General features: G+C 65.5%; 5 protein-coding genes. 2 read left to right on the forward strand and 3 right to left on the reverse strand.

What is annotated here, in order from left to right; translation table 11 throughout:
* Positions 1–179: 179 nt before the first annotated feature.
* Entirely contained in the window at positions 180–827 is a 648-nt protein-coding gene (locus tag AB0B64_RS54850) for a GNAT family N-acetyltransferase (protein ID WP_358202409.1), read from the reverse strand.
* Between the two features lie 580 nt (positions 828–1,407).
* On the opposite strand from AB0B64_RS54850, the gene AB0B64_RS54855 reads away from it, so the two are divergent.
* Positions 1,408–1,845, forward strand: coding sequence for a hypothetical protein (locus AB0B64_RS54855; RefSeq protein WP_358202417.1), 438 nt, complete (start codon positions 1,408–1,410; stop codon positions 1,843–1,845).
* Between the two features lie 576 nt (positions 1,846–2,421).
* Here the strand turns inward: AB0B64_RS54855 and AB0B64_RS54860 are convergent.
* Positions 2,422–2,562, reverse strand: a complete 141-nt coding sequence (locus AB0B64_RS54860) for a hypothetical protein (protein WP_357959611.1) — start codon at positions 2,560–2,562, stop codon at positions 2,422–2,424.
* 475 nt (positions 2,563–3,037) lie between these two features.
* Between AB0B64_RS54860 and AB0B64_RS54865 the strand changes: the two genes are divergently transcribed.
* The gene (locus AB0B64_RS54865; protein WP_358202433.1) at positions 3,038–5,017 is read left to right on the forward strand and encodes a sugar transferase; all 1,980 of its coding nucleotides are present in this window, start codon (positions 3,038–3,040) and stop codon (positions 5,015–5,017) included.
* A gap of 238 nt (positions 5,018–5,255) precedes the next feature.
* Here AB0B64_RS54865 and AB0B64_RS54870 read toward each other — a convergent pair whose 3' ends face one another.
* Complete coding sequence (locus tag AB0B64_RS54870) at positions 5,256–5,552, reverse strand: hypothetical protein (RefSeq protein WP_358202440.1); 297 nt, start codon at positions 5,550–5,552, stop codon at positions 5,256–5,258.
* Positions 5,553–6,027 lie beyond the last annotated feature (475 nt).

The raw sequence follows: 6,027 nt of genomic DNA on the forward strand, positions 1-6,027 counted from the left end.
CCGTACCAGCCCGTGCCTGAGGTCCCTGAGAGCGCCATCAACCACCTCATCATCCGCGGGACGACCGGCGCTGCCCGCCGTCCCACCGAACCGTGATCGAATCCAGTGTGCTGATTCTCGACGGTGCAGTATCTGCTCAGCCGGAACGCACGCCACCGATCGTTCCGGATATTTCCGGATCATGGAGTGTGCCGCCCGAATGAGGAGGGTGGGACGAGAAGCGCTTCCGCGCCGATCGGAACGTAGCCGGCGGCGAGGAATGTTCGGACGCTCGCCGCATTGCCCGGGGCGATTTGAGCCCAGAGAGGGTGCGTGATGAGATGCCTGGCGGCGCGGGCGAGGGTTCGGCCCAAACCGCCTCCTCGGCTGGAAGGGTCGACCTCGATCGCAACCTCCCATCGAGCGGCGACGCCTCGTCCGATGACCAGCAAACCTCCTGGACAGGTCCAGACGCGTACATCGTCCCGATAGCGATGGGCGCGCCGGACACGAGGATGGGCGGCATCCGTGACCTCGACCAGTTCGATCGGCGGAGGACCAACGCAGGGGGCAGCCACAGCGAGCATGTCGATGTTGTTGACTTTCCGCCCCATAGCTTCCTCTAGTTCCATGAGGAAGGGCGGGTTCAGTGGCGCCGACAGGTCGCCGTCGGGAAGCCGAGATCTGATCCAGTCCTCATCGAGGTCGGCGTAGATCACATTGTGGGCGGTGAAGGCGATCACTCCCGCGTCACGCGGGGACGGCTGCGGGACGATCGTGGGGCCAGCCCCGGGCTGGGGCATATGTCCGCTAGCCGCATCGGCAAGGATGTCCTGCAAAGCGATCATCCGCAGACCGTAGTCGCTGGCCCGGCGTACTTTCAAGGGCCGTCAAATCCACACCAAACGCGCCCCCGAGCACGTACGGGAGGCTCACGGGGCCTCCCCGAAATCGGCTTGCCTTTGGTCTCGACACCGCGGAGATCGACATCACGTGGCAGCTTCAGTGGCGCTGAGCCTGGGGCCCGTCGTGCGCTCGACGACCTGCCCGGTTCCCCGGTCTCAACAGTCGCGATCTCCGGCTTGGTCCGCACCGGACACGCCGGCCGCCTGCGCGGCGACGACGGCCGCGACCTACTCGACGACCGTCCGCGTGTGCGCCGGCCGTACCGTCCAAATGATCATGGGAAGGGACAGCCCGGCCAGCGGGTGCCATGGCCACTCGAGGAGCTGGCGGGCGGCGGTGTGCGAGCCGACGACGACAGCGTCGGCTTCCGCGGCCTCGGCGCAGGCGAGCGCGCCTCGTCGTCCGTGACCGTCCGGCCCCGTCTGTGGCCGTCGTCACCCAGCTGGTCACCCAGCTGGTCACCCAGCCGGAGACGCCCGGCGCAGGGCTCACCTGCGCAGGCCGTCTCACTATTCTCACGGCATGACCACCGAAGATCAATGCGCCATCATAAAGGACCTGCTCTCCCTCCCCTTCCCGCAGGAGCGAGCACGGGTGGGAAACCGATCCAGCGGTCCGGGCTACCACATGCGTGTTCTCCAGGCCAGCCAGGATTTCTGGGACGATCGCAGTGAAGAGACCGTCGAAGCCGCTGAGGAGGCGATCGACACCGCTTACAGGGAGCTGGAGACCACTCTGACGGCACGCTGGGGCAGCCCCGAGACGGTCGATCTGGAACCGTACCTGTGGGCCGAGGACCCAGCCCCGGAACCGATCGACGAACTGTGTCAGCTCAGCGGGCAGATGCTCGTCTGGCGGCGACCGGAAGCGGGCCGGTGGGTCGCGCTCGCCATCGGCCGAGCCGATCGGGAGTTCCCCATCGAGTTGCTGGCGGCGGTTGGAGCCCTCTCTGCCCCTTAACTCCTATGGTCGGTCGTGTCCGGTGTTAGCGCGAGCACTCCGGTTCCCCGTGCCCTCGTCTCGCGCGTCAGGGTGTACAGCTGACGCCGTACGCGGCGGCGATCTCGGGAGCCAGGTCGAAGGCGATCTCCGTCCACTCCTCGATCTGCTCATCGCTCCCGCTTCATATGCCGTCGACTCACCGCGTAGCGGCAACGGGCAGGGGACGGAGTGTCAAGCTCAGCTTGGCGTGTACGTTTGCCGGTCGCCGTTCCTCGATCATGTGTTGTCCTGCGGTCAGAGCCGGGCTTGATACGGAAGAGTCGGTCTGCTGGGCTTGCCTGAGTCGATGGTGTGCGAGGTGATCAGCCCCAAGCCACCCATCGACGTTCAAGGCCGTGTGGCGATCACCTCGGTGCCGGAGCGCTTCCGCCGGAGGCTCTGTTCTTCTTGCTTCGAGGTCCAGCGGGGTCCTAGGGCGGCCCGCTGGCGGCGAACACCGTAAAGCACGTCCACACGGTGCTCCGTAAGGCCCTCACGGACGCTGTGCTCGTGGACGAGCTGCTTCTGTTGTGGCGCGCATGTGGCAGATGGGATTTAGTACGCCCCCGCCGCCACCCGGCGGGTGACGTCCGCGCTGGACCCGCAGGGCCACTTGCCCAGCGCGCATCGCTCGGCGATGCCCAGACGCAGCAGCAGCCTGGCAAGAACGCGGGCAGGCTGGGGAACCGTCTCCACACCGCCACGCCGGCACCCGGCGCATGCGGCCTCCTCGCCTCGCGAGGTCGGCGGTGTAGCCGCAATTCCGGCAGTCGGGGCGGTCATATGGGTGAGGACTACGGCCAAGTAGCGACCGGACCAAGTGGGCATTGACTCGTGATCTTGCTGGCTGTATAAATGGTGTATTTATGTGGCATTCGTCCTGGGCGGCACCATCGACATCCGATATGGGAATCGCTTGCCTCGCATTTCTGCCTTATTGAAAGGAGGATGCTGAACATGCCCCTCCGCACAGTTTTTGTGGGTACAGGATTCTCCGTAGCCGCGGTCACGGGAGTTGGGGCTCCGGCCCACGCGCCAGCCCCACCCAGGCGACCAGGCGCATCAACCACCACTGCATCGAGCCTTGCCGGCCGACAGTGAAGGCGGCCCCGCCATCCGTCGGCGTAGATGCTCCGTTAGTGATTGCGAGCGGTTGCTGTAGATCATGGAGATGAGGAACATCGCCGCCGACGATGTGGCCCATGCGCGGATACTGATATTCGACCCGGAGAGCTGGATCAGCGCGGGGAAAGGCGTCCGGAAGGCCGCTGATGATCTGGCCGAGGGCGTGGACGAGTTCTGCCGGGCGGTGGATGAGCGCCCCTTCGGTCAGGACGATCTAGGCCGGGCGCTGTTCGAGGGCGATCCCGAGGCGGGCATGCCGGGGTTCGCCCGACTACGTGACGACCTGCTGAAAGACCTGGTCGGAGCGGTGAACCTGCTACGCGCGATGGCAGCCGGGATGGTCGTCGCCGGGTGCAGGTATGCCGCAACCGAGGACTTGAACGCCAGGATGATTGCCGGGAGCAGATACGCCGAGGCCGAGGAGGTGACCACCGAGATCCCGTATGCGCAGGGGTACCCGGGATGGCTGACGGATCCGGATGTGTACAAGCCCCGGCTGAGCCTGAGCGGTCTGCCGACGACCACACCAGCGCCTGACTTCGTGAGCCAGGCGATCTGGTTCCTCGAATCTGTAGGAGTCGGGTCCGCGTGGCCGGATGGTGATCTCGACGGTGTGGCGCGGCTGCGGGATGCCGCGACGACGATGGGACGCGTGGTCGCTGACGTCCAGGAGCAGGTCGCCGGGCAGGCCGGGCGGGTGACCGGGGCCGGATCCGGGCTGGCCACGGCTGTGTTCGGACGTACCGCACGAGTGGTGCACGGCGAGAATGGGCAGCTGGCCGACCTGCATCGGCGGTGCGCGCATCTCGCCGACAGCGGCCAGATCGGCTACGACGCGATCGTGGAGGCCAGACGGCGATTCCTGGCATCTGCGGCGTTCGTGGTGGCACTGATGCTCATTGCAAAGCTACTGGCCCCCCGGCTCGGCCCCCTCCTCGACGCCGTGGTGAAAAAGCTGCTCCGAACCGAGGGCCAGGTACTGCGGATCACTTTGCTGATCATCCGTCAGGCAGCGTTGGGCGCGATGTACTCCGGCGGACTGAGCGCGATCGACCAGCTGTTCGCCACCGGCACCATCAATGTCGGGAAGCTGGTTCGGGATATGTTGCACGGAGTGCTCGCCGGCGGGTTGATGGCCGGTGCGCACGGCGCGCTGCCCGCATTGCTACGCCGAGGCGGACCCGCGCTCACGGGCCTGGCCGAGGCCATGGAGTCGGCCACATGGGAGCGGGCATTCTCCCGGATCATGGTCGGCGGTGCGGTGAGCTCAACAGTGCTGGCAACCACGGGATGGGCGAGCGGCGCCGGCTGGGATTGGAAGCACGCCGCTGAGATGGGCTTCGGCATGGCCGCACTCAGCACCGGCGCGGGTATCGCCGCTCGGTCCTGGCCTGCCCCACCCTATGCGAGCCTGAGGGGCAGAGAATGGAAGCAGAGCCCGGCCAAGCGGTGGCATGACGTCAAATGGGCCACCGGGATTGTCATGATCACCACTCCTGCGAACGCCATCTTCGCACTCGCAAAGTTCGCCGAGGACGGAAGAAATCCCTTCTTCTTCCAGAAACGGGTTGGCCAGTTCGGCCGCGAGTTCGACATGGCCAAGGGCCGTACGATGAAGATAACCGACGGCATGAAAGGCGGCAGCGGCGAACGTACGAGCGTCGGTAATGGGTGGTCGCGAACCACCCTCGACGAGACCGTCCAAATGCTCTACAACGTCATCATCAAGGGAAACATGTCGGTCGTAAACGACCGACCGCTATTGACCCCCGACAGACAGAGAACAGTAGCGGCGCTCGGGCCCATCCTGGGGCCACGCTGGAACGAAGCGGATCTGGCCGGAAAGCCTGGGTGGCTCGGCCCATTCCCCAACAAGACCGTCGAGCTCAATCTCAAGCAGGGGACATTCGCGTACGACCTTCAACGAGGCTTCACGGGCCTCTGGCATGACCAGCACGCGAGCCTGAAGTTGGACCGGGAGATCGCCCGGAAATTCCTCTCCACTTACTGGAAGCGCATTCTCTAGGCTCGATCTTCCGTGCGCGTACTCCGCGACACCCAGGATCCCATCCTTGCCGAGTGGAACCCTCCGCTGCTGTGGCCACTGGGGCGAAGCAGTGTGCCCAGGGACCCCGCCCCTCGTCTCATTGATCTCAACGGACAGCGCGGCGATCGCCGAGAACAACGCCGGGCTGATCTGGGGATCCGCCAACAGCTCCGCAACACCCTCGGAGAAGTAACAGGGCCACCCCTCCGCTTCATGCTCACTCAAGCGGCAGGCCCTGCCGCTCACGGCGAGCGAGGATGTCCTCCATCGTGACGACCGGCAAGGTGCCGTCCATTGCGGCCCGGCGAATCTGCTCGGCCTCGGGGTCGGTATCCAGCATCGCCTCACACCACCACCGGCGCAGGATCGCCTCAGCCTGATCCAGCGGCGCCGTACCGAGCTCGCGGTAGAACTCCATCCGCCGGCCACCTTGAAGCGCGTCGGCGATCCCGTCGACGGTACGCGGCACCCGCGGCTCCCGAGGAACTTGTGGATGGACAGGCTGAGCGCTCATACCGTGAGGATAGCCGCCAGACGCGATAGCGCACTGGGAGGAGACCAGGTGAAGCTCGCCATAGGGAAATCAAGAGGCCCTCGCGAAGATCGCGAGGGCCTCCCGCCTGTGAGCCGACGAGGGGAATCGAACCCCTGACCTTCTGTTTACAAGGTCCCCAAACGATCTTCAGGACCATTCAGGTCCGTTCGCTGCGCCAGTAGGAGGTCGCCTTGCCGTTCAGGCTCGTACGGCTCAGTTCATGATCGTCCGTTCGGGTGGCTCCCCACGTGGCTCCCAAACCGGGGCCGCCGTCCTGCCCGAGATCACCCGTGTGCACTCATGAGCAAGCATGAGGCCAGGTTGATGTATTAGGCGTCACAGACCTTATGACTTCCATCTGGCCTTCCCCTCATAGCGTGGAGACCGAACCGGGAGAGGTTTGGTCGTGGCAGCAGTCACGCGGCGGCGCTTTGATCCGGAGTTCCGGGCGGGC

This window comes from Nonomuraea sp. NPDC049129, from assembly GCF_040648495.1.
Classification (GTDB): domain Bacteria; phylum Actinomycetota; class Actinomycetes; order Streptosporangiales; family Streptosporangiaceae; genus Nonomuraea.

Bases quoted from the DNA above. Each gene is read 5' to 3' on its own strand.
- AB0B64_RS54865 (WP_358202433.1), top strand. From the start codon at position 3,038: ATGAGGAACATCGCCGCCGACGATGTGGCCCATGCGCGGATACTGATA.
- AB0B64_RS54855 (WP_358202417.1), top strand. From the start codon at position 1,408: ATGACCACCGAAGATCAATGCGCCATCATAAAGGACCTGCTCTCCCTC.
- AB0B64_RS54870 (WP_358202440.1), bottom strand. From the start codon at position 5,552: ATGAGCGCTCAGCCTGTCCATCCACAAGTTCCTCGGGAGCCGCGGGTG.
- AB0B64_RS54850 (WP_358202409.1), bottom strand. From the start codon at position 827: ATGATCGCTTTGCAGGACATCCTTGCCGATGCGGCTAGCGGACATATG.